19 protein-coding genes, 2 tRNA genes, 1 other RNA gene and 1 pseudogene are annotated in these 20579 nt (G+C 66.1%); 13 read left to right on the top strand and 10 right to left on the bottom strand.

Going from position 1 to position 20579, the window contains the following annotated elements; all coding sequences use genetic code 11:
* Window positions 1-9: 9 nt before the first annotated feature.
* Complete coding sequence (locus QF047_RS07755; protein ID WP_307275340.1) at window positions 10-774, bottom strand: YaaA family protein; 765 nt, start codon at window positions 772-774, stop codon at window positions 10-12.
* A 55-nt stretch (window positions 775-829) separates the two neighbouring features.
* Here QF047_RS07755 and rnpB point away from each other — a divergent pair.
* The 5 genes and pseudogenes from rnpB to QF047_RS07780 all read left to right on the top strand — a co-directional run bounded on the left by rnpB (window position 830) and on the right by QF047_RS07780 (window position 4747).
* An RNA gene (gene rnpB, locus QF047_RS07760) (RNase P RNA component class A) lies at window positions 830-1221 on the top strand.
* 117 nt (window positions 1222-1338) lie between these two features.
* The gene (locus tag QF047_RS07765; protein ID WP_307281833.1) at window positions 1339-1809 is read left to right on the top strand and encodes a TspO/MBR family protein; all 471 of its coding nucleotides are present in this window, start codon (window positions 1339-1341) and stop codon (window positions 1807-1809) included.
* A 257-nt stretch (window positions 1810-2066) separates the two neighbouring features.
* On the top strand, window positions 2067-3545 hold the full coding sequence (locus QF047_RS07770; protein ID WP_307275342.1) for a glyceraldehyde-3-phosphate dehydrogenase: 1479 nt from the start codon (window positions 2067-2069) through the stop codon (window positions 3543-3545).
* Window positions 3546-3623: 78 nt separating this feature from the next.
* Complete coding sequence (locus QF047_RS07775; RefSeq protein WP_307275345.1) at window positions 3624-3833, top strand: hypothetical protein; 210 nt, start codon at window positions 3624-3626, stop codon at window positions 3831-3833.
* A 115-nt stretch (window positions 3834-3948) separates the two neighbouring features.
* Window positions 3949-4747 (top strand): annotated as a pseudogene (locus QF047_RS07780) (HNH endonuclease family protein).
* Between the two features lie 81 nt (window positions 4748-4828).
* Here QF047_RS07780 and def read toward each other — a convergent pair.
* The 3 genes from def to orn all read right to left on the bottom strand — a co-directional run bounded on the left by def (window position 4829) and on the right by orn (window position 6344).
* A complete protein-coding gene (gene def, locus QF047_RS07785; protein ID WP_306634078.1) occupies window positions 4829-5401 on the bottom strand; it encodes a peptide deformylase in 573 nt (190 codons plus the stop codon).
* 112 nt (window positions 5402-5513) lie between these two features.
* Window positions 5514-5586 (bottom strand) — tRNA-His (locus QF047_RS07790).
* 128 nt (window positions 5587-5714) lie between these two features.
* Window positions 5715-6344 (bottom strand): oligoribonuclease, encoded by a 630-nt coding sequence (gene orn, locus QF047_RS07795; protein WP_307275350.1) that lies wholly within the window; start codon window positions 6342-6344, stop codon window positions 5715-5717.
* A gap of 154 nt (window positions 6345-6498) precedes the next feature.
* On the opposite strand from orn, the gene mptB reads away from it, so the two are divergent.
* The gene (gene mptB / locus QF047_RS07800) at window positions 6499-8055 is read left to right on the top strand and encodes a polyprenol phosphomannose-dependent alpha 1,6 mannosyltransferase MptB (RefSeq protein ID WP_306634074.1); all 1557 of its coding nucleotides are present in this window, start codon (window positions 6499-6501) and stop codon (window positions 8053-8055) included.
* Here mptB and QF047_RS07805 read toward each other — a convergent pair.
* Complete coding sequence (locus QF047_RS07805) at window positions 8048-8731, bottom strand: DNA alkylation repair protein (RefSeq protein ID WP_307275355.1); 684 nt, start codon at window positions 8729-8731, stop codon at window positions 8048-8050. The two genes, mptB and QF047_RS07805, sit on opposite strands and share 8 nt — an antisense overlap.
* A 170-nt stretch (window positions 8732-8901) precedes the next feature.
* Between QF047_RS07805 and QF047_RS07810 the strand changes: the two genes are divergently transcribed.
* The gene (locus QF047_RS07810; RefSeq protein ID WP_307275358.1) at window positions 8902-9429 is read left to right on the top strand and encodes a hypothetical protein; all 528 of its coding nucleotides are present in this window, start codon (window positions 8902-8904) and stop codon (window positions 9427-9429) included.
* Between the two features lie 63 nt (window positions 9430-9492).
* On the opposite strand, the gene QF047_RS07815 is transcribed toward QF047_RS07810, so the two are convergent.
* Window positions 9493-10224, bottom strand: coding sequence for an alpha/beta hydrolase (locus tag QF047_RS07815; protein WP_373427753.1), 732 nt, complete (start codon window positions 10222-10224; stop codon window positions 9493-9495).
* Window positions 10225-10226: 2 nt separating this feature from the next.
* Entirely contained in the window at window positions 10227-11360 is a 1134-nt protein-coding gene (locus QF047_RS07820) for a LacI family DNA-binding transcriptional regulator (protein ID WP_307275360.1), read from the bottom strand.
* Between the two features lie 173 nt (window positions 11361-11533).
* Between QF047_RS07820 and QF047_RS07825 the strand changes: the two genes are divergently transcribed.
* The 3 genes from QF047_RS07825 to QF047_RS07835 are packed head-to-tail and all read left to right on the top strand — an operon-like array spanning window position 11534 to window position 14771.
* Window positions 11534-12703, top strand: coding sequence for a Gfo/Idh/MocA family protein (locus QF047_RS07825; protein ID WP_307275362.1), 1170 nt, complete (start codon window positions 11534-11536; stop codon window positions 12701-12703).
* On the top strand, window positions 12703-13917 hold the full coding sequence (locus QF047_RS07830; protein WP_306634070.1) for a dihydrodipicolinate synthase family protein: 1215 nt from the start codon (window positions 12703-12705) through the stop codon (window positions 13915-13917). The genes QF047_RS07825 and QF047_RS07830 overlap by 1 nt, the downstream gene beginning before the upstream one ends.
* Window positions 13914-14771, top strand: a complete 858-nt coding sequence (locus QF047_RS07835; protein ID WP_307275366.1) for a sugar phosphate isomerase/epimerase — start codon at window positions 13914-13916, stop codon at window positions 14769-14771. The genes QF047_RS07830 and QF047_RS07835 overlap by 4 nt, the downstream gene beginning before the upstream one ends.
* Window positions 14772-14879: 108 nt before the next feature.
* On the opposite strand, the gene xylB is transcribed toward QF047_RS07835, so the two are convergent.
* Together xylB and xylA are read right to left on the bottom strand one after the other, a co-directional pair.
* Window positions 14880-16298, bottom strand: coding sequence for a xylulokinase (xylB, locus tag QF047_RS07840; RefSeq protein WP_307275368.1), 1419 nt, complete (start codon window positions 16296-16298; stop codon window positions 14880-14882).
* Between the two features lie 2 nt (window positions 16299-16300).
* Window positions 16301-17488 (bottom strand): xylose isomerase, encoded by a 1188-nt coding sequence (xylA, locus tag QF047_RS07845; protein WP_307275370.1) that lies wholly within the window; start codon window positions 17486-17488, stop codon window positions 16301-16303.
* Between the two features lie 131 nt (window positions 17489-17619).
* Between xylA and QF047_RS07850 the strand changes: the two genes are divergently transcribed.
* Window positions 17620-18843: an ROK family protein gene (locus QF047_RS07850; protein WP_307275372.1), complete on the top strand. Its 1224-nt coding sequence runs from the start codon at window positions 17620-17622 to the stop codon at window positions 18841-18843.
* Window positions 18844-18969: 126 nt separating this feature from the next.
* On the opposite strand, the gene QF047_RS07855 is transcribed toward QF047_RS07850, so the two are convergent.
* Window positions 18970-19045, bottom strand: a tRNA-Arg gene (locus tag QF047_RS07855).
* A 216-nt stretch (window positions 19046-19261) separates the two neighbouring features.
* Between QF047_RS07855 and QF047_RS07860 the strand changes: the two genes are divergently transcribed.
* Complete coding sequence (locus tag QF047_RS07860) at window positions 19262-19822, top strand: single-stranded DNA-binding protein (protein WP_307275374.1); 561 nt, start codon at window positions 19262-19264, stop codon at window positions 19820-19822.
* Window positions 19823-19940: 118 nt separating this feature from the next.
* Entirely contained in the window at window positions 19941-20570 is a 630-nt protein-coding gene (locus QF047_RS07865; RefSeq protein ID WP_307275376.1) for a hypothetical protein, read from the top strand.
* Window positions 20571-20579: the final 9 nt, after the last annotated feature.

A 20579-nucleotide genomic window follows, 5' to 3' on the forward strand; every position in this document is an offset into this window, starting at 1 on the left:
GGCGGGCGATCAGCCCGGCAGGATGATGTTCAGCGCGTGCGGTTTCCGTGCCGAACCCGGTACGAGTTCGGCCGCCCACTTCTCGCGGCTGGCCTTGAGGAGTTGCGCCGGCGTCTCCGGTGCCTTGCCCCGCCGCGCCAGCAGGTGCCGGGCCAGCTCGCCCCGTGTGTGCTTGGCAAAGTGGCTGACCACCTTCCGGGTGCCGTTCACCTCGGTAAAGACGTTGACCGTGGCGGTCTGTGCCGCCGGGGGAGCCCACGCTGCCGCATAGGTACTGGACCGGCAATCCACCAGCAGGTGCCCGGCGGCGGACTCAGCCAGCGCATCGGAGAGCTGCGGCTTCCAGAATGAGGCGAGGCGGCCGACGTCGGGCAGGGCAGTCCCCATGGACAGGCGGTAGGCGGGAACGCTGTCGCCGAAGCGGATGGCGCCCCACAACGCCGAAATCACCAGGACGGACTCGTCGGCTTTCCGCCGCTGCGCCGCGGTGAGTGTCTTGTAGCCCAGGGCGTCGTACAGCACGCCGGAATAGATCTGGTGGGCCGGAGCCGCCGGCTCCGCGTGAAGCCGGGTGTTGCGCTCGACGTCGTCCTTCAGGGAAGCTCCAACGCCCAGCAGGGCGAGGGCATCCTCGTGCGCGCTCACCGTACCGAGCGCATCCAGCACTTTTGCCCGGTAGGTGTTCAGCTGCGGAAAGCTGAGGGAAGGCCAGTCGACCGCGGATCCGCGGACCGCGGGGGTCTTGCCTTCGGAAGGGGGAAGCAAAATCAGCACCGTCCGATCCTACCGGCGCAGGGTAAGCACCCATCGCCGGTAGACTGGAACCGGATGGGTTGACCAGGCGGCCGCGCGTCACGAAAGTGGCTCGAGGAACGTCCGGGCTCCACAGGGCAGGGTGGTGGGTAACGCCCACTCGGGGTAACCCGCAGGCCAGTGCCACAGAAAACAGACCGCCTGGGTCGCGCCGGTTTGAAAGCGGCACGAAACAGGTAAGGGTGAAACGGTGGTGTAAGAGACCACCAGCTTCCCGGGTGACCGGGAAGGCTAGGTAAACCCCACCCGGAGCAAGGCCAGACAGGACACGTTCGAGGGCTGCCCGCCCGAGTGTCCGGGTAGGCCGCTGGAGGGCGCCGGCAACGGCGTTCGTAGATGGATGGCCGCTACTCCCGTGCCGGCAACGGAAAGGGAGCACAGAACCCGGCGTATCGGTCAACCCGTCCATCCAATCCCGTTTGACCTTGGAAGCTGTGTTGGGGATGCTGGACCGTGCCCGTTAATCCTGATGGACAAGCCGTCCCTGTAACCGCAGGACGGCCCGTCCCCTCAACCGGCAGGCAAGTGGCGGCCCTGGCCGGATTCCTGGCCCTTTCCTATGCAGTGTGCATGCTCGCCTCCATCCCGATCATCCTCCACTCGAGCGGCTGGTTCGCCGCCTCCGCCAAGGCGCCGTGGATGCCTGCCGGGTGGATGTTCCGGACAGTATGGAGCGGACTCTACGCCTGCATCGGACTGTCCGCCTGGCTGGTGTGGCGCAGGCGGGCACTGACAGGCAATCTCCTTTGGTCCTTCTGCCTGCAGCTGTTGCTTAACCTGGCGTGGCCATTCATGTTCTTTGCCATGTACCCCACGCTCGGTTCCGCTGCCCTGTGGCTGGCCTTCGCCGTCATCTGCGCGCTGGCCGTCGTCCTGGCCCTGCTGATTGTGGAAGCCGGCCCGGTCCATACCTGGGCCGGCCTGCTGCTGCTGCCCTACTTTTCGTGGGTGGTGTTCTCCGCAAGCCTTAACCTGTATTCCGCACTCCACAACTAAAGCGGCCCATGCCACCGAACCCTGTGTGAGTGATTTCACGCGGCTCGGGCCGTCCCGGGGCACTCTGCCAATTTAGAATGGATAACGGACGCAGGAGTTCTTCCGCCGGAGTTGCGTTCGCAGCCGGCGGTTTTCTTTTGCACACAATCCAGGCGCCTAGGGAACAACCCCCGCAGGTGCCGGTGCCCCTGGACATCATCAGGTGGCCGACATCCGTGTACGAGGACGTACGCGGCTGAACCGAGGAAGGTATTTCTGTGAGCCAGACGTCAGATTCTTGTCTTGATACGTGGATGGGCCGCGAGGCCCTCGCCGAGGCCATGATTCCGGTGATCGGCCGGCTGTACCGCGACAACAACGTGGTCACCAGCATCCACGGCCGGAGCCTGATCAACAAGTCCACCATGAACATCCTGAAGGCGCACCGCTTCGCGCGCAGAATGAGCAAGGATGAATTGCTGCTGGAGGAAACCGCTCCGCTCCTGAACACCCTGGCGGGGCTGGAGCTTGGTGCTGCAGCGATCGACATCGCCCGGCTGAACCAGAAGTTCAAGGAAGAGGGCGGCGACGCCACCCTGGAGGAGTTCCTCCGCCAAGAGCTCGCTGAGATCGTGGGCAAGCGCGGCGGCGACGACCGCACCAGCACCGATGTTGTGCTCTACGGCTTTGGCCGTATCGGCCGGCTCCTGGCCCGCCTCCTGATCGAAAAGGCCGGCGGCGGCCACGGCCTGCGGCTGCGCGCCATCGTGGTCCGCAGGGGTTCCGACAACGATCTGTCCAAGCGCGCCAGCCTGCTGCGCCGCGACTCGGTCCACGGCTCCTTCGAGGGCACCATCCGCGTTGACGAGGCAGCCAACACCATCACCGCCAACGGTGTCCAGGTGCAGGTCATCTACTCGGACAACCCCGCCACCATCGACTACACCGCCTACGGGATCAGCAATGCGCTCGTGGTGGACAACACAGGCCGCTGGCGCGACGCCGAAGGCCTGTCCCAGCACCTGCAGAGCAAGGGCGTGGCACGGGTTCTCCTCACTGCCCCGGGCAAGGGCGAACTGAAGAACATCGTCCACGGCATCAACCACCGCACCATCAAGGCCGCGGACCAGATCGTATCCGCGGCTTCCTGCACCACGAACGCCATCACTCCGGTCCTGAAGGCCATCAACGACAAGTTCGGCGTGGTCCACGGCCACGTCGAGACGGTCCACTCCTTCACGAACGACCAGAACCTGATTGACAACTTCCACAAAGGCGACCGCCGCGGCCGCTCCGCCGCGCTGAACATGGTGATCACCGAAACGGGCGCCGCCAAGGCCGTGGCCAAGGCCCTGCCCGAGCTGCTGGGCAAGCTCACCGGCAGCTCCATCCGCGTCCCCACCCCGGACGTTTCCCTGGCCATCCTGAACCTGAGCCTGGAAAACGGGACCACCAAGGACGAGGTCAACGAATACCTGCGGGAGATGTCGCTGCACTCGGACCTGCGCAAGCAGATCGACTACATCGATTCGCCGGAGGTTGTTTCCACGGACTTCGTTGGTTCCCGGCGTGCGGGCATCGTGGACGGCCTTGCCACCATCTCCAACGAGAAGAACCTGGTGCTCTACGTCTGGTACGACAACGAGTTCGGTTACAGCTGCCAGGTGGTCCGCGTCATGGAGGAAATGGCCGGTGTCAACCCGCCGTCCTTCCCTGCCAAGGAAACGGCCTCAGCCCTGGCGGCCATCGCCGTCTGATCCGCCCCACGGGCCGGTTGTCCGGATTTCCCGGCTGATTCGCTGGAATCAGCCGGGAAACGGGACCACACTGGTGCAATGGAAAAAGATTCGACGCTTGAGCACGAAACCACCCTGGAACACGCCCTGGACGTGGCCAAGGCCAACCACAAAGAAGCCGTCCGGCTGCTGGAAGGCGCCCGCGCCGGGCACGCCAGCGGGGACGTCGGCGAGGATCGGGTGCGGCAGCTTGAGGGACTCCTGGCCATTGCCGAGGAGGACCTCCGGCGGGTGATGCGGGAGCAGTAGCCACCGTCCGATGTGACCTTTCACTCGCCCTCCACAGTGTGGATATCTGCAAGGATGGCGGGCCGGTGTCCTAGGCTCTTCTGGTGCATGACGACACAGGACGGGCCGAAGCCCCATGACCGTGACCTGGTCCGCCTACCGGCGTGCCCCGCCGGCGTTCCCGGCAGGCGTGGGCAGTCCTGGTGCTGGCCGCCCTTTCGGCACTCGCCGCACTGTTCTGGTTCTTCGCCGCCGGCCAGTTTGCCGTTGCCGGGCCGGCCCCTTCCGGGCCTACAGAGGCTCCCGTTTTTGATCCGGCCTGGATGAAACCTGTGGTGCCGGTGCACCCAGTGCCCGAAGGCACTGCACTCTCGGCACTGAACAGCCTTGCCGTAAAAGGACGCGCCGCCAAGGACTCGTACGACCGGGAAGCCTTTGGCCAGGCCTGGCAGGACGTTGACCGGAACGGCTGCGATACACGCAACGACATTCTGCGGCGGGACCTGGCCGGCGTGGTATTCGTTGAAGGCTCCAAATGCCGGGTGGCAGCCGGCTCCTTCCGGGAGCCCTATACAGGCCAGTTCGTGGACTTCCGGCGCGGCTCCGACAGCAGCCGGGCGGTCCAGATTGATCATGTGGTCGCTTTGGGAGACGCCTGGCAAAAGGGCGCCCAGGGGCTCACTGCCGCGCAGCGGCAGAGCCTCGCCAACGATCCGCTGAACCTCATCGCCGCCGACGGACCGGCGAACCAGCAGAAAAGCGCCGGCGACGCCGCCACCTGGCTGCCGAAAAACACGTCACTCCGTTGCCATTACGTCGCCCGCCAAATTTCCGTCAAGGTAGCCTACGGCCTCTGGGTCACGGAAGCGGAAAAGGATGCCATGAAGCGCGTCCTGGGGTCCTGCCCGGACCAGCAGACGGTGTCAGCCCGCTAAGCGCAGGCGGCCAGGTCTCCTGCCTCGCCAGCCAGAGGCCCGGGCGGGCAAAGGCAGCCAGGCCGCGTGTCGCCGTCGTGCCTAATGTCCGAAGGGGTCCGGGTCAACGCCCGGCATCCACGTCAGCCCGGGAACTCCCCAGCCGCTCTTCTTGGCCTGCTTCAGCGCTTTGCGCGCATAGCGGTCCATGAGGCGGTTGACGTAGAGCTTCCCGTCAAGGTGGTCGTACTCGTGCTGGATGACCCGGGCGAACCAGCCCGTGGCCTCAAACCTCACCGGCTGGCCGAAGCCGTCAAAACCTTCCACGCGCGCCCACTCTGCCCGCTTGAGGGGGTACACTCCGCCGGGGAAGGACAGGCAGCCCTCTTCCTCCTCGTCGGGATCCGGGACGGCGCCGGAGATCTTCGACAACGTGAGGACCGGGTTCACCAGCACGCCGGTGGGGGGAGCGCCGTCGTCATTGGCGTATTTGTAGATGAAGATCCTCTTGCCGACTCCCACCTGCGGTGCGGCGAGGCCGACGCCGTTGGCGGCATCGTTTGTTTCGAACATGTCCGCAATCAGGGTCCGCAGCTCGTCGTCGAAGACTTCAACTTCGGCCGCCCGCCGGTGAAGTACGGGCTCGCCCCAGATGGTGATGGGCAGAACAGTCATCTCGCGGTCCTCCGGCGGTATGCAGTGCAGAAGCAGTTGATGCAAAACAAAGGAGGCCGCACCGGATATCCGGTGCGGCCTCCTTGCTGGATGGTCAATACCATCCGCTGAGGGTGAGCTACGGGGGTTGAACCCGCGACCTCCTGGACCACAACCAGGCGCTCTGCCAACTGAGCTAAGCCCACCATGCGCCCTGCAGATTTACCGGCTAACGGCTCTCTGGAAAGGCAACTCAAATAGCTTACCTGCTCTTCAGGGGTGCTTCGTCCACTTTTGCCGATTTCAACGAAATTTCCGGCAAACGTGGCGCAGATTACGCTCCTGCCTGCTGTCCGTCCGCGGGACTGGTGATGCGCCTGGCGATCTGCTGGGCCGTGGCGCTGTCCGGTCCGGGCGGCGGCACGAAGACCGCGTCCCGGTAGTAGCGCAGCTCATCAATGGAGTCCTGGATGTCGCCCAGGGCCCGGTGGCCGCCCTTTTTCGCCGGCGATTGGAAGTAGGCTCTGGCAAACCAGCGGCGGGAGAGTTCCTTGATGGTGCTGACATCAATCACGCGGTAGTGGAGGTGCTCCACCACGGCCGGCATGTCGCGGGAGAGGAAGACGCGGTCCGTTCCCACCGAGTTGCCGCCCAAAGGTGCCTTGCGGGGATCCGGCACCCACTTTGAGATGTATTCCATCACCGCCAATTCGGCCTCCGCCATGGTGATGCCGTGGGGGAGTTCCTTGAGCAGGCCCGATTTGGTGTGCATGTCCCGGACGAAGTCGTTCATCTGGGCCAGGGCGGCGTCGTCCGGTTTGATCACGACGTCCACGCCGTCGCCGAGGATGTTCAGTTCCGAGTCGGTGACCAGCGCGGCAACCTCGATCAAGGCATCATTCTTGATGTCCAGACCGGTCATTTCGCAGTCGATCCAGACGATTCGTTCGTTAGATATAGGCACCGGACCAGCCTACCGTTACACCTCCCTGGTGCCCGCCGGTGCTAGGATTTCGGGTACGCGGCGGGACCACTTGCTGTCGTTGTAACCCGCTTGTGCCGGCTATGCGGCCCGCCGGGCAGAATCGCGCAAACGCAACAGATTGGACCATCCTGAGATGACGGCGCCTGTGCCTGCAGCGGGGGAACTGGCTGCCGCGGACACTGCTGCAGCAGACGGGGCCGAGGTCGATAATCCCCGCTCGCCGCTCCTGGCCGGATTCGTGGGCTCGATGTTTATGCTGATCGGGTCCCTGGGGGTGGGCTGGCTGGCCCCCGTTTCCGAACTCCGCAGGATGCCGCTGTTCATCTGGATGCGGGCCGAAGCTGGCGGCGTTGCCCTCTCCATCATCCTGCTCGCAGTAGGCGGAATGCTCCTGGTGCGCGCCTGGCTGCGGCTGGGCCAGCGCATCCGCGTGTGGGGAGACCAGGCCCGCCGGGCGACGCTGATGGCAGTGGTGGCCTGGGGGCTGCCCATGATGTTCAGCGTCCCGTTGTTCAGCCGTGACGTCTACGCGTACATCGGGCAGGGCCGCCTGATGGTGGAGGGGTTTAACCCGTACGAGAACGGCATCTCGGCCCTGTCCAACTACTTCCAGCTGGGTGCCGACAAGATGTGGACCGAAGCCCCGGTTCCCTACGGCCAGCTGTTCCTGTGGATCGAGCAGTTTGTGGTGTGGTCCACCAATGTCCAGCCTGAGGCCAGCGTGATGCTGTTCCGGCTGGTGGCCGTGGCCGGCGTGGTCCTGTGCGTGATCTACGTGCCCAAACTCGCTGAGCTGCACGGCGTCAACCCCAACCGGGCGCTCTGGCTGACGGCCGCCAATCCACTGTTCCTGACCAACTTCATCGCCAGCGTCCACAACGATGCGCTCATGATCGGGCTGGCCCTTGCCGGCATCTATTACTCGGCCACGCGGCGTGTGGTCCGTGGCATCGTCCTGGTGACGCTGTCCATAGCCGTCAAGCCCATCACCATCGTTTTCCTGCCGTTCATTGGGCTCCTGTGGGCAGGGAAAGAAGCCGGCTGGCTTCGGAAGTTTGCCTTCTGGGGCCTGACAGCAGGACTGAGCCTGGGCATCCTGGTGCTGATGAGCCTCGTCAACGGTTTTGGGTTCGGCTGGATCAACGGGCTTTCCGCCCCGGGAAGTATCTACATCTGGTACGCGCCGGTGGGGCTGATCGGCATGGTGGTCGCCTCGCTGGCCAATGCGTTTGGGCTGAACGGGCTGGTCCTTGCCGGGTGGGTGTTCGACGCCGGGAAGTTGCTGGCGGTGGGCATCGCCGCCTGGCAGATCTTCCGCGGCGGGCATGACCGCCTCATCCGCCGGCTCACCCTTGCGTTCGCGGCGATTGTTGTCCTGGCGCCCATGATCCAGTCCTGGTACGTGGTGTGGCTCATTCCGTTGTTCGCCGTGACGGGAATCAGGAACGACTGGCAGGTCAAGGCCCTCTACTTTGTGGTCTCGTTCTTTATGATCTATGCCATTTCCGACCAGCTGGAAGTCTTCCCCTATCTTCAGACCGCCGACCTTGGGCTGGCGCTGGCCCTGGCACGTGTCGCCGCTGCCCTCACCGGCCTGCTGTTCGGCCTCTACCTGATTTTCTGGGATCCCCGCACGCGGAGCCTCTTTCGGAAGAGTGCGGACCCGGTGGTCGAACGGCCGGTCATCTAGGCAGGTTCTTCAGTGCCTCACGGCGGGACAGCGGGCTGATGTTGCCCTCGTGCCCGGCCACAAAGTGTGCCACCCACTCCGGTGCTGTCTTCGCGTATTCCCGCAGAGCCCAGCCAATCGCCTTGCGGATGAAGAATTCGGGGTCAGCCAGGTTCACCTCGATGACGCTGCGGAGGAGTTCAGGATCGGTGCGCGCCTTGGCCTTGAGCTGCGCGGTGAGGGAAGCGCGCCTGATCCAGAAGTCCGCATCAGTGCTCCAGCCCAGAACAACGGCGGTCATTTCCGGCCGGTTGGCCTGCAGCAGCGCACAGATGCGGCCGGCCACGCCGTCAGCAAAGTCCCACCACGCCCCGTGGCGGATGATCTCCTCGTAGACCGGAAGCATCAGCAGGTCCGTGGCCACCAGCCTGCCCGCGGTCAGGTCGATGGCCGCATACCGTTCCTCCCGGAACCCGGCGGTGCGCCACAGTTCCAGGGCCGTGGCCCGAAGCTGGCCGCCGGAGCCGAACGGATAGCGGGCAACCGCCGCTGCCGTCAGCCGGCGCACCTCCGGCACCCTGACGCCGAGCGAGGGCATGATGGATTTCATGTATGCCTGCACGCCCGAAGCCCGTACCGGATCTGCCCGGCCGCGGAGCTGGCTGCGGATGAGCTCGAGGAGTTCGCGGTTCACCATGCCGCAACTCTAGCCACTGTTCTGCTGTGACCGGGGAGGACTCTTGGCGGCCACCCCGGGGCGGAAAAAGCGGCTCCCTGCGATAGGATCATGAGCGCTAACAAATTGGGCTGCCGGATTGCCCGGGCGCAGGATATGCGGGGGAGCTGGACCTTTCCATCACCTACAGGGTGACGGCGAACGGGCTTCTCAGCACCGTGCGGGCCGCGAACGTCGGCACTGTGACCGCCCCGTACGGCGTTCGTCCGTATCCATACCTGGTGGCGGGCACCTCCATCTTGGATGACTGGACGCTGGAGCTGCCGGCTGCGGAGTTCCTTGAGGTGACCACTGACCGTTTGCTTCCCGTGGGTCTGCGAAGCGTGGACCGGTACGAGTTCGGCTTCCGCAGCCCCCGTCGGCTCGGGCCCGTCAGGATCGACCACGCTTTCACCGGCCTTGCGCGCGGATCTGACGGGCGTGCCCGTGTTCGCGTCCAGGACCCTTCAGGAACAGGAGTGGAGCTGGAGTGGGGAGCCGAATGGCCCTGGGTCCAGATCCATACGGCGGACAAGCCGGTAGGGCCGGACCGGCTCGGTCTGGCAGTTGAGCCCATGACTGCCCGCCGGACGCATTCAACTCCGGCACCGACCTGGTCCATCTGCAGCTTGGCAGGACGCACACCGCCGAATGGACCATCCAGGCGTTTGGCTAGCTAGTCCTGGTTCGGGCCGGCCTGCCGCTTCCGGGCGGCTGCCGCGTTGATGAGCGGAGAGACCCGGCTAAGGCGCCGTCCAGCCGGCGCGCTCCAGCCAGCCGGCACAGAGCGCGGGCCACAGGTCCGCGCCGGGTTGCTCCTCCGCCAGGCCCAGCCCGTGGCGGCCCTCGGGAAAAACGTGCAGTTCGGCGGGCACGCCGGCGTTATACAGGGCCGAGGTGTAGCCCAGGCTGTGGCTGACCGGCACGGCGGCGTCGTCCGCCGTGTGCCAGACGAACGCGGGCGGCGTTTCAGGGGTGACCTGCAGCTCGGCGGACAGTTCGGCAAGGAGGGCCTCCGACGGCGACTGGCCCAGAAGGTTGTCCACGGAGCCCTGGTGCACCGCATGGGTATACGACACCACCGGATAGCACAGCACTGTGAGGTCCGGGATTGCCTCCGGAACGTCGAGCCGGGTGCTGCCGGTGGCCACTGCAGTGGACAACGTCGCTGCGAGGTGTCCGCCGGCGGAAAACCCGAGTACGCCTACACGCCGGGGATCGACCGCCAACCCCTGGGCACCACTGCGGATCTGCAGCATTGCCTCCTTTGCATCTTCAAGCGGAGCCGGGTGCCGGTCCGGGGCAACCCGGTACCGCAGCACGAAACCGTGAATCCCCAGCCCGGCCAGCCATTCGGCAACCGGCTCGGCCTCATGGTCTGCCTGGCGGCCATAGCCGCCACCGGGGAGGACCAGGACGGCGGGCCGGTCTCCGGATCCTGCGCGGGACGGCACCGCCGTCAGCTGCAGCGCCACCGTCAGGCGACCGTTTCTGTGCTGCGCCGAAGCGTGACTTCGCCGGTGATGGGCTGGTGCCGCCCGCCGTCGTGCCCTGCCTCACCGGAACCGGCACTCGCATCACCGGAAATGTCCTCACCACCGCCCGTTGCGCCAGGAGCCGTGGCGCGGGTGGCCAGGCGCCCGATTTCTTCCAGCGGCAGGCGCACAGTGGAGAGTGCGGGGCGGAAATCCCGGAGCGTTTCGATGTCGTCAAAACCGGCGATGGTGGCATCCCGCGGGATCCGGAGCCCCTGGGAACGGAGCGCGGCCGCGGCCCCGATGGCCATCACGTCATTGACGGCAAAGATGCACAGTTTCCGTCCGGCCGGACCATCTGGGCCCTCTGCCTGGCCGGCCTTGATCCTGTCAGCAAGCTTAAGCCCGGCTTCGTACCCGCCGGCCCGGTTGAAGGCAGTGCGCAGGACCTCGGCAGGTTTGCGCCCGGCGGCTGCCAGGCCTTCCTGGAAGCCGCGGATCCGGTCGTCGGAGGTGAACAGTCCCTCCGGCCCGCCGATGATGACGAAGTCAGCGTCCGGACCGGCGGCGAGCTGGCCTGCCAGTGCCGCGGCGAGTTCCTGGTTGGGGACGGCCACCACGTGGTAGCCCACCTCCGCTGTTGCACCCACCACCGGGTGGCCCACCACAGCTACCCGGCCGCCGTTGCGGCAGTACCTGTCCAGTTCTGCGGCCAGTTCGGCGTTGCCTTCCTTGTTCTCCGGCTGGGAGGAGCGGGAGCCGGCGATGACGATCGAATCAGCGCGGCGTGCGGCGAAAGCGGCTACTGCTTCCTTTTCCTCCGCCGGGGCGCCGCCGGTGGTGGCGAGCAGGACCATCCTGCGCTGCTCGCGGGCTGCTTCCTGCACGCCGCGGGCGATGGCGGCGAAATAGGGGTCGGCGATGTCGTGGACGATCAGGCCGATCAGTCCCGAGCTGGACTTCGCCAGCCCCTGGGCCTGCGCGTTGGGGATGTATCCGAGCGAGTCCGCGGCCTGGCGGACCCGGTCTGCAATGTCCGGCCCGGGCTTGCGTGCGGAGCCGTTGAGGACCCGGCTGGCAGTGGCCGGGGATACCCCAGCCAGCCGCGCCACCTCGGTAAGGGTACTTGCAGCCACAGCGTCTCCTGATCGGCTTTGTAGGGTCATTAAGCGTAACCACATTATGGCAGTTTTCAGATGGTTCTGGAAAGCGCTTGCCAATAAGTCTGGGGCGGTGCATGATTGACGCAGTGGGAATGCGCTTTCCCGAATCAGCTTGAGTAGAACTGCTCACTCACCGTGGAGGACTTATGGGCTTCGAGACAAAAACAATCCGCATCGCCATGAACGGCATCACCGGCCGGATGGGTTACCGCCAGCATCTGCTGCGCTCCATCCTTCCGATCCGCGATGCCGGCGGCTTCGCGCTGGAGGACGGCACCCGTGTCCAGGTGGAGCCCATCCTGGTGGGCCGCAACGAAGCCAAGATCCGCGAACTGGCCGAAAAACACAAGGTCTCCGAGTGGAGCACCGATCTGGACGCCGTGATCAACGACCCCACCGTTGACATCGTCTTCGATGCCTCCATGACCAGCCTCCGCGCAGCCACCCTGAAAAAGGCCATGCTCGCCGGCAAGCACATCTTCACCGAGAAGCCCACGGCCGAAAGCCTCGAGGAAGCCATCGAGCTCGCCCGCATCGGCAAGGAATCCGGTGTCACCGCCGGCGTTGTCCACGACAAGCTGTATCTGCCCGGCCTGGTCAAGCTCCGCCGCCTGGTGGATGAAGGCTTCTTTGGCCGCATCCTCTCGATCCGCGGCGAATTCGGCTACTGGGTCTTCGAAGGCGATGTGCAGGCAGCACAGCGCCCGTCCTGGAACTACCGCAAGGAGGACGGCGGCGGAATGACCACGGACATGTTCTGCCACTGGAACTACGTCCTTGAGGGCATTATCGGCAAGGTCAAGAGCGTCAACGCCAAGACAGCCACCCACATCCCCGCCCGGTGGGACGAAGCCGGCAAGGAATACAAGGCCACGGCCGATGACGCCTCCTACGGCATCTTCGAACTCGAAACCCCCGCCGGCGAGGCTGTCGTCGGCCAAATCAACTCCTCCTGGGCCGTCCGCGTCTACCGCGACGAGCTGGTGGAATTCCAGATCGACGGCACGCACGGCTCCGCCGTCGCAGGGCTGAACAAGTGCGTTGCCCAGCAGCGCGCCCACACCCCGAAGCCCGTGTGGAACCCGGACCTGCCCGTCACGGAGTCCTTCCGCGACCAGTGGCAGGAAGTCCCGGCCAACGCTGAGCTGGACAATGGCTTCAAGCTGCAGTGGGAAGAGTTCCTCCGCGACGTCGTCGCCGGCCGCGAGCACCGCTTCGGCCTGCTCTCCGCAGCCCGCGGCGTCCAGCTCGCCGAGCTCGGCCTGCAGTCCAACGACGAACGCCGCACCATCGACATCCCGGAGATCACGCTCTAATGACCTCACTCATCCTTCCCTCCTCCGACGGCGGCACCCGGGAATACCGGCTCCAGGGCGCCACGTCCTGGGCCCGCCCCTCCGCCCCGCTCACAGCGCGCCGCGCCTACGCTGCGGCCCATGTGATCCCCGAGGTCCTGGCAGACAACACCCCGGGTGCGCCCGCCCGGCTCGATTGGGAAGCCACTATGGCCTACCGCCACGAGCTGTGGTCCTACGGCCTGGGCGTTGCCGACGCCATGGACACAGCCCAGCGCGGCATGGGCCTGGACTGGGCAGCCACCCAGCAGCTCATCAAGCGCACCGGGGTGGAGGCCGCTTCGGTGGTTTCGTCCGGCAGTGCAGCCACGGCGGGCAAGTCCGTCCGGGACCTGGTGTCCTGCGGCGCGGGCACCGACCAGCTGGACATTGACTCCCTGCCGTTCGGCGAAGCCGGACTCAAAGCCGTCCTGGAGGCCTACCGCGAGCAGGTTGCCGTGATCACCGAGGCCGGGCCGAAGGTCATCATCATGGCCTCGCGCGCCCTGGCCAAAGTTGCCAGCGGGCCGGAGGACTACCTGAAGGTGTACTCCGCGCTGCTGCAGGAAGTGGACCAGCCCGTGATCCTCCACTGGCTGGGCACCATGTTCGATCCCGCGCTCGCCGGCTACTGGGGTTCGGACGACGTCGCCACGGCCACCGAAACGTTCCTTGGGCTCATCAAGGACAACGCTGCCAAGGTGGACGGCGTCAAAGTCTCGCTGCTCGACGCCAGCCACGAAGTGGCCCTGCGCGCTGCCCTGCCGGAAAGCGTCCGCCTCTACACCGGGGACGACTTCAACTACCCCGAACTGATCGACGGCGACGGCAGTCACCACTCGGACGCCCTGCTGGGCATCTTCGCGGCCATCTACCCCGCCGCTTCGGTGGCCCTGCAGAACTACGACGCCGGCAACGCCGCCAAGGCCCGCGAAATCCTGGACTCCACCCGCGAACTGGGCAAGCACATCTTCAGCGCACCCACGTTTTACTACAAGACCGGGATCGCGTTTATGTCCTGGCTCAACGGCAAGCAGCAGGGCTTCCAGATGGTGGGCGGGCTGCACTCCGGCCGCTCGGTATGCCACCTCGCCAAGACCTTCGAACTGGCGGACCAGGCCGGACTGCTGCGGGACCCGGCACTGGCTGCCTTCCGGATGTCCGACTACCTGCGCATCAACGGGGTGGGAGTATGACAATCAATTCAGGGACGTCCGACTTCTCGCGCCTGGCCATTAACAGTGCCACCACCAAGAAATGGACCCTCGCGCAGGTGGTTGACGGCTGCGTAAACGCCGGCATCCCTTCCATCGGGCCCTGGCGGGACCGCGTGGAGGAAGCCGGTCTGGACAAGGCCGCGCGCCTGATCAAGGACGCCGGACTTCGGGTTTCCTCTCTGTGCCGCGGCGGGTTCCTCACCGCTGCCGACCCGGAAGGTCAGGCTGCTGCCCTTGCGGACAACCGCGCCGCCATCCTCGAAGCCGTTGCCCTGGACACCAAGGAACTGTTCCTGGTGGTGGGCGGACTGGCGCCGGGGGAGAAGGACGTAGTGGCGGCCCGTCGGCGAGTCGCAGACCGGCTCGCCGACCTGGTTCCTTTCGCCGCCGAACAGGGCGTCCGCCTGGTCCTGGAACCGCTACACCCGATGTACGCAGCGGACCGTGCCCTGATCTCCACCCTGGGGCAGGCCCTGGACCTCGCAGCGCCCTTCGATGCGTCAACGGTGGGTGTCGCCGTCGATACCTTCCATGTCTGGTGGGACCCCGAGCTAAAGGCGCAGATCGAGCGCGCGGGACGCGAAAACCGCATCGCCTCCTACCAGGTGTGCGACTTCAACATGCCCATCGCCGCAGATCCGCTGCTGTCCCGCGGGTACATGGGCGACGGCGTAGTGGACTTTGCCACCATCGGCACCTGGGTGCGCGACGCCGGCTACACCGGTGACATCGAAGTCGAAATCTTCAATCAGGACATCTGGGACACGGACGGCAACACCGTCCTGGCCACAGTCAAGGAACGCTACGCGGAGCTTGTCCTCCCGTTCGCCTGACCTGAAATAGACCGCGGGCTCCTGCTAACGTCACGGCAGGAGCCTGCGCCCCACCCGAAAAAGACCCGGACCGCCGCAGCGGTCCGGGTCTTTTTCCGGGTCAACTTCCTAGGTATACATGGCGGCATACCGGCGGTAACGTGCCAGCACCCCGCCGTCGTCCTTCCCGGCAGGAAGGTCGACGGCGTCCAGCGCCCACTGCGGAAATTCTCCGGTGAGTGCCGCCGCGGCCTGGCGGGCTGCACCGTCGGCCACGTATTCACCAGGCCGGGGCACTGTGACGTTAATTCCGATCAGCTGTGCTGCCGCCAATTGGACGGCCGCGGACTGCGCGCCCCCGCCCACCAGGATGATCCGCCGGGCCTCCACGCCCTGTTCCTGCAGGGCGGCCAGTCCGTCTGCCAGCGAGCAGACCACACCCTCGACGGCGGCACGCGCCAGGTTCGCCGGCGTGTAGTTGGCGCGGGTGATGCCGTGCAGGGAACCGGTGGCATCCGGCAGGTTCGGCGTTCGCTCGCCGTCGAAATAGGGCACCAGGGTGAGGCCCCCCGCGCCCGGTTCGGCGGACAGCGCCAGCTCGCTGAACCCGGCAAGGCTGACGTCCAGCAGGGCTGCGGTGGCATCAAAAACGCGGGTGGCGTTGAGGGTGCACACAAGCGGCAGGTAATGCCCGGAAGCATCGGCGAACCCTGCCACGAGCCCTGACTGGTCGGCTGCCGGTGTGGTGGAGACGGCAAAGACCGTTCCGGAGGTACCCAGGGACATCACCACATCCCCTACTTGGGCACCCACGCCCAGCCCCGCCGCCGCGTTGTCCCCGGCGCCGGCCGCCAGGAGGGCGCCGTCCGGCGTCTTGCCTGCGACGTCCAGCGGGCCCAATACATCGGGCAGCAGCGGAACGTGCCCCAGCGAGGACTCCAGGACCCCGGGCAGGTACGCGCCCGCCGCCGCCGAATAATAGCCAGTGCCGGAGGCATCGGAACGGTCGGTGGCCAGCGCCTCGAGGTTGCCCGGGCCGCTGCCTGGGCCGTGGCCCATCAGCCGCCACGTCAGCCAGTCGTGCGGCAGGCAGACTGCCGCAACCTTCGCCGCGTTCTCCGGCTCGCTGGCGGCCAGCCAGTGCAGCTTGGTCAGCGTCAGCGACGCCACCGGGACGGTGCCCATGGCACCGGCCCAGTAGCGGGCGCCGGCCGCAATGTCGCCGTCGCCAGCGGTCCTGATGAGGTCCTCGGCGGCGCCGGCACTGCGGGTGTCATTCCACAGCAGCGCAGGCCGGATGACCCGCCCATCGTTGTCCAGGCAGACCATGCCGTGCTGCTGTCCGCCCACGGAGACCGCTGCGACGTCGGACAGCCCGCCCGCCTGCTGTATCGCTTCCTGCAACGCGTCCCACCAGTGGTCGGGATGGACTTCCGAACCGTCGGGATGGCTGGCCCTGCCCTGCCGGACCAACATTCCGGTGTCCGCGTCGCGGATCACCACTTTGCATGACTGCGTGGAGCTGTCGATGCCTGCTACCAGAGCCATGGTCAGCGGGCGTTGAGGAGGTGTTCGATGGCGAGCTGGTTGAGGCGGACGAACGCGAAGGAGCGTTCGGCGGCCTTGTCGGCGTCGAAGTTCTCGAAGGCGGTGGTGTCTGCGAGCAGGTCCGCGGTGGTTTCACCGGCGGCGAGGGTGGGTTCGCCGAGTTCGCCGACGCCGGAGGCTGCGAGGGCGGCCTGGACTTCGGGGTCGGCGCGGAAGGCCAGGGCGCGTTCCTTCAGGAGCAGGTAGGTGGCCATGTTGGCTTTGGCGGATTCCCAGACGCCGTCGTAGCCGTCGGTGCGGGAGGGTTTGTAGTCGAAGTGGCGGGGGCCTTCGTAGCGGGGGCCGCCGTTGGGGAAGCCGTTTTCGAGCAGGTCCACGGTGAAGAACGCGCTGGTCAGGTCGCCGTGGCCGAAGACGAGGTCCTGGTCGTACTTGATGCCGCGCTGGCCGTTGAGGTCGATGTGGAAGAGCTTGCCGGACCAGAGGGCCTGGGCGATGCCGTGGGTGAAGTTCAGCCCGGCCATCTGCTCGTGCCCGGTTTCGGGGTTCAGGCCCACGATGTCGCCGTGCTCAAGCTGGGCGATGAACGCCAGGCCGTGGCCGACGGTGGGCAGGAAGATGTCGCCGCGGGGTTCGTTGGGCTTGGGCTCAAGGGCGATGCGCAGGTTGTAGCCCTTGTCCTTGATGTAGGCCGCTGCGGTGTCCACGCCTTCCTTCATCCGGTCCAGGGCGGCGGCGAGGTCCTTGGAGCCGTCGTATTCGCTGCCTTCGCGGCCGCCCCACATCACGAACGTCTCGGCGCCGAACTCTGCGGCGGAGTCGATGTTGCGCAGCACCTTGGACAGGGCGAAGCGGCGGATGGAGCGGTCGTTGGAGGTGAACCCGCCGTCCTTGAAGACCGGGTGGCTGAACAGGTTGGTGGTCACCATGGGGACCTTCAGGCCGGTCTCGGCCAGGGCTGCCTTGAAGTTCTTCAGGATCAGGTCCCGTTCGGACGCGGTGGCATCGAAGGGGATCAGGTCGTTGTCGTGGAAGGTGATGCCGTAAGCGCCCAGTTCGGCCAGGCGGTGCACGGCTTCCACCGGGTCCAGGGCGGCCCGGGTGGCGACGCCGAACGGGTCAGCGCCGGTCCAGCCAACAGTCCAAAGACCGAAGGTGAACTTGTCGGCGGGGGTGGGGGAAAGAGTCATGATGCGTCCTTGCAGTCAGTGGGGCCCGTTGGGACCAGTTAGTTTATCGCTTGAACTATATAAGCGTGGTTACGCTAGGGTCAATAGCAACGGGCATGTCCAGGACGCCCGGTTTATCCGAGAGGCCGGCCATGGCATACACCGCAGCAGGACCTGTGCTGTCCGAGGCGGCCGCGCCCGGAAACATGGGCGACGTGCGCAGGAGCAATCTCGCCCTGGTGCTCGGCAGGGTTGTGCAGTCCCCGCCCGGGTCCCACCTGACGCGGGCGCAGATTGCCGCGTCCACGCGGCTGACCAAAGCTTCCGTATCGAGCATTGTCCTGGACCTTCTCGACGCCGGCATCCTGCGGGAAAGAGGGCTCAACCCACAGGGGGAACGCGGCCGGCCGGGAGTGGGGCTGGAACTGAATCCCGCCCGCGGTGTTATCGGCATGGAAATCAACGTGGACTACATCGCGGCAGGCGTGACGGACCTTTCCGGGGCTGTGGTCGTGCAGGAGATCCGTGAGCGGGACAACCGCGACAGTGACAATGCGCCGGTGCTGGCTGCCCTCGCTGCCCTTGCCGCTGAGGTGCGGACGGCAGCCACGGAAAAGGGGGTGGAGGTCCTAGGGGGAGGGCTTGCTGTACCCGGACTTGTGGATGCCGGCAACTCCACCGTCATTGCGGCCCCCAACCTCGGCTGGCTGGACATCAAACTCGACCTGGACCGGCTGCTTCCCGGCCTGCCGTTGGGTGTCACCCTCTTCAATGAGGCCAAGGCTGCTGCCCTTGCCGAACTGGCCCATGGGCCTGCTGGGAGGCACGACTTTCTGTATGTGTCAGGCGAGGTGGGTGTAGGTGGCGGGCTGGTCATTGGATCGGAGCTCTTTACCGGCCCGGAAGGCCATGCCGGAGAAGTGGGGCATATTGTGGTGGATCCGGAGGGCAGCCCCTGTTCATGCGGCGGAACGGGCTGCTTGGAGACCATTGCCGGGCAGGACGCCATCTTCGCTGCCGCAGGCATCGCAGGCAAGGTGAGGTCGGAGAGCATGTCCGCGCTGCTGGCCGCGCTCACCGGGGAGCAGCCGGAGGCGTTGCGGGCCGTCCAGCGTGCAGGGAGATCGCTCGGAGTTGCAGTGGCGTCCACGGCCCGGGTGGTAAATATCGCGGCCGTAGTGCTTGGCGGGCACTTCTCCGTCCTGGACCAGTGGCTGCGACCGTCACTGGTGGAAAGCCTGGCCACATATGCTCCCGGGAAGATACTGCCGGAACACATCACCACCGCAGCCGTGGGCGAGGGCGGGGCACTGCTGGGTGCCGCCGGCAGCGTGATCCGTTCCCTGGTGGAAGCGCCGCACCGGCTACAGTCCTGAACGGCCCCTGCCCACCCCCGTTGTGCTATCCCTTATCGCTGCTTCACCGCACTTTGACGACTCTAAGTGACAGGGCATTGAAGAAAGGAGAAGCGCCCCGGTTCGTGAACCGGGGCGCTTCTCCTTTGGTGCCCCAGGAGGGAATCGAACCCCCGACCGGCGGATTAGAAGGCCGCTGCTCTATCCCCTGAGCTACTGAGGCATCCGGCTTCCGGAGCTGAATTCCGGTGCCTCAAAAAGTTTACATTGCCGGGAGTGAAGGCGCTGTCACTGACCTGCCGGGACCCCACTGACCCTCCACAGGCAGCCGCAGGCCCGGGTTTTGCACATAGGCGAACTCCTGCCTCCCAGGCAGATCGCGCCAAGGCCATGCTGGTCTTGCCTGCTAGGGCAGAACCATTGAGGACAGGACGTAGCGATGAACGACATCATAACCATCAAGGGCTTTGTTGCCACCGACATCACAAGCGGCACGACACCGGGGGGAGTGGCCACCGCCTCTTTCCGGATCGCCTCCAACTCGCGTCGGCGTGACAAGGACGGCCAGTGGGTGGATGGCCACACCAACTGGTTCCTGGTCCAGGGCTACCGCCATCTGGCCGGCAACATGGGCTGCAGCATCCGGAAAGGCCAGCCCGTCATCGTGGTGGGCACGCTGAGAATCCGCAGCTGGGAGAGGGACGGCAGGGTTTATTACTCGCACACCATAGATGCTGAGGCCGTGGGGCATGACCTGACGTGGGGGACGGCCAACTTCACCCGGTCCTCCAAGAAACCGCTCCTCTCGCTCGTGGAACAGGAGCCGCCCTTCGACGCCAGCCACCATGCCGGCACGGACGGAACGTTCGACGAGCCGGAGGACACGGAAGAAGATGGGGCTGAGGGCGGCGATCCGGCTGCAGCCTACATCGAGGACAGCAATGGCGACCTTGTGCCGCTGGATCTGGAAACGGGGGAGCTCGGCGAATCCCCAGTCTAAGGAAGCCCGCTGTCAATGCCCCCTTGGTTCCTTGGCGGGCAGGGCCGTGGCACCCCCCGGCTGCGCCCTGCCCGTCCAGGTTGTGAAGCGGACACTTGGCCCGTGGCAGAATGACACCATGCGGCTTACCCCTGACCACCGGCAGAAGACTACAGCCGGCACCGGATCGGCCGCCCCTGCAACGGTTGCGCTCGCAGCCTTGTCTCCCACCTTCGTCTGGCCCTCCGCAGCCCGCCGCTTGCTGGCGGCAACCGCTGCCGCTGCCCTGCTGGTGGGGTTGTCCGGCTGCGTCAGCGGAACAACGCCCGGAGTGCAGCCCGGTTCGGGCGAGGCGGCACCGGCAGCCACCTCCACCGGGGCAGCATCAGCCGGTTCGGCCCCGACAGCAACGGAAACAGCGGCCGCCGGACCGCTGGCGGATACCTCCAGGGCGCCGGCCAGCACGGGAGCGGAGGCCGCTGCCACCGAAACTGCCAAAAAGACTGTGACGGATGCGCTGGGACGCCTGGCCGCGGGCTCACCAAAACCGGCCACCGCCCAGGTAGCGGACGCCCTCACCGGGGCGGGAATCGCCCCGGCAGCGTTGCAGGTTTCGCAAAGTCGTACCCCCACCGGCCTTGAGGCGGACGCCATCGAAGCGGCAGTGCTCCAGGGAAAGGACTGCATCATCGGCCAGGTCCGCGACGGTGCAGTAACCGTAACGGTGCTGCCTCTACTGGCCAGCGGCAAGTGCTTTGTAGGCTCCTGACCACGCTGC

Origin of the sequence: Arthrobacter sp. W4I7 (assembly GCF_030816215.1) — a bacterium.
In the GTDB taxonomy this organism is placed as follows: domain Bacteria; phylum Actinomycetota; class Actinomycetes; order Actinomycetales; family Micrococcaceae; genus Arthrobacter; species Arthrobacter siccitolerans_A.